Origin of the sequence: Holdemanella porci, assembly GCF_019052655.1 — a bacterium.
In the GTDB taxonomy this organism is placed as follows: Bacteria; Bacillota_I; Bacilli_A; order Erysipelotrichales; family Erysipelotrichaceae; genus Holdemanella; species Holdemanella hominis.
The window spans coordinates 1-1,108 of sequence record NZ_JAHQVB010000139.1; the positions used below are offsets into that span (position 1 = coordinate 1).

General features: G+C 36.9%; 1 protein-coding gene. It reads right to left on the minus strand.

What is annotated here, in order from left to right:
- The coding region (locus KTQ83_RS11810) for a carbamoyl phosphate synthase preATP-grasp domain-containing protein (protein WP_217285054.1) at positions 1-1,108 on the minus strand (1,108 nt) is incomplete at both ends.

Below are 1,108 nucleotides of genomic sequence, written 5' to 3' on the forward strand. Positions count from 1 at the left end.
AATGCTTTTTCTAAGTTTACATCACTACCCAAAGCCTCACCTGTAGATTTCATTTCAGGTCCTAACACTGTATCTACACTACGTAATTTCGCAAATGAGAATACTGGTGCTTTGACAAAGACTCTTTCTTTATCTTCAGGATGATATCCTGGTATTAAGTCTTGATCTTCAATACTTTCACCTAATACACACTTAGTCGCAATTTGAGACATAGGAACACCTGTAATCTTAGATAAGAATGGTACGGTACGAGAGGAACGTGGATTTACCTCTAATACATATACGTTACTTTCTTTATCTACAATGAACTGGATGTTGTATAAACCAACAAATTCAAAGCCTTTACCAATTCTTGTTCCATAATCAATAATTGTATCTTTCACTTGTTGAGAAATTGTCTGAGTTGGATATACACTAATTGAGTCACCAGAGTGAACACCGGCACGTTCGATATGTTCCATGACACCTGGAATATATACGTTCTTTCCATCCGCAATCGCATCGATTTCTAGTTCTTTACCAACAATATATTTATCAACTAAGATTGGAGCATCATGACTGATTTCCTTTACGGCTGTTGCCATATATACTCTTAATTCATCATCATTATGTACGATTTCCATAGCACGACCACCCAATACGTAACTTGGACGAACAAGTACTGGATAACCAATCTTATTGGCGATAACGAGTGATTCTTCAACTGTTACTGCAGTTTCACCTTGTGGTTGAGGAATATTCAATTTATGTAACATCGCTTCAAATTCATGACGGTCTTCCGCTAAATCAATAGAGTGTAGTGAAGTACCTAGAATCTTAACACCATGTTCTACCAATGAATCTGCTAAGTTGATAGCGGTTTGTCCACCAAATTGAACAATAACACCCAATGGTTTTTCTAAATCAATAACGTGCATTACATCTTCTGTAGTTAGTGGTTCAAAATACAATTTGTCACTAATTGAGAAGTCGGTTGATACAGTTTCTGGGTTGTTATTGATGACGATGGCTTCATATCCTTCTTCACGCAAAGTCTGTACACAATGTACTGTCGCATAGTCAAACTCAACACCTTGTCCAATACGAATTGGTCCTGAACCTAACACAA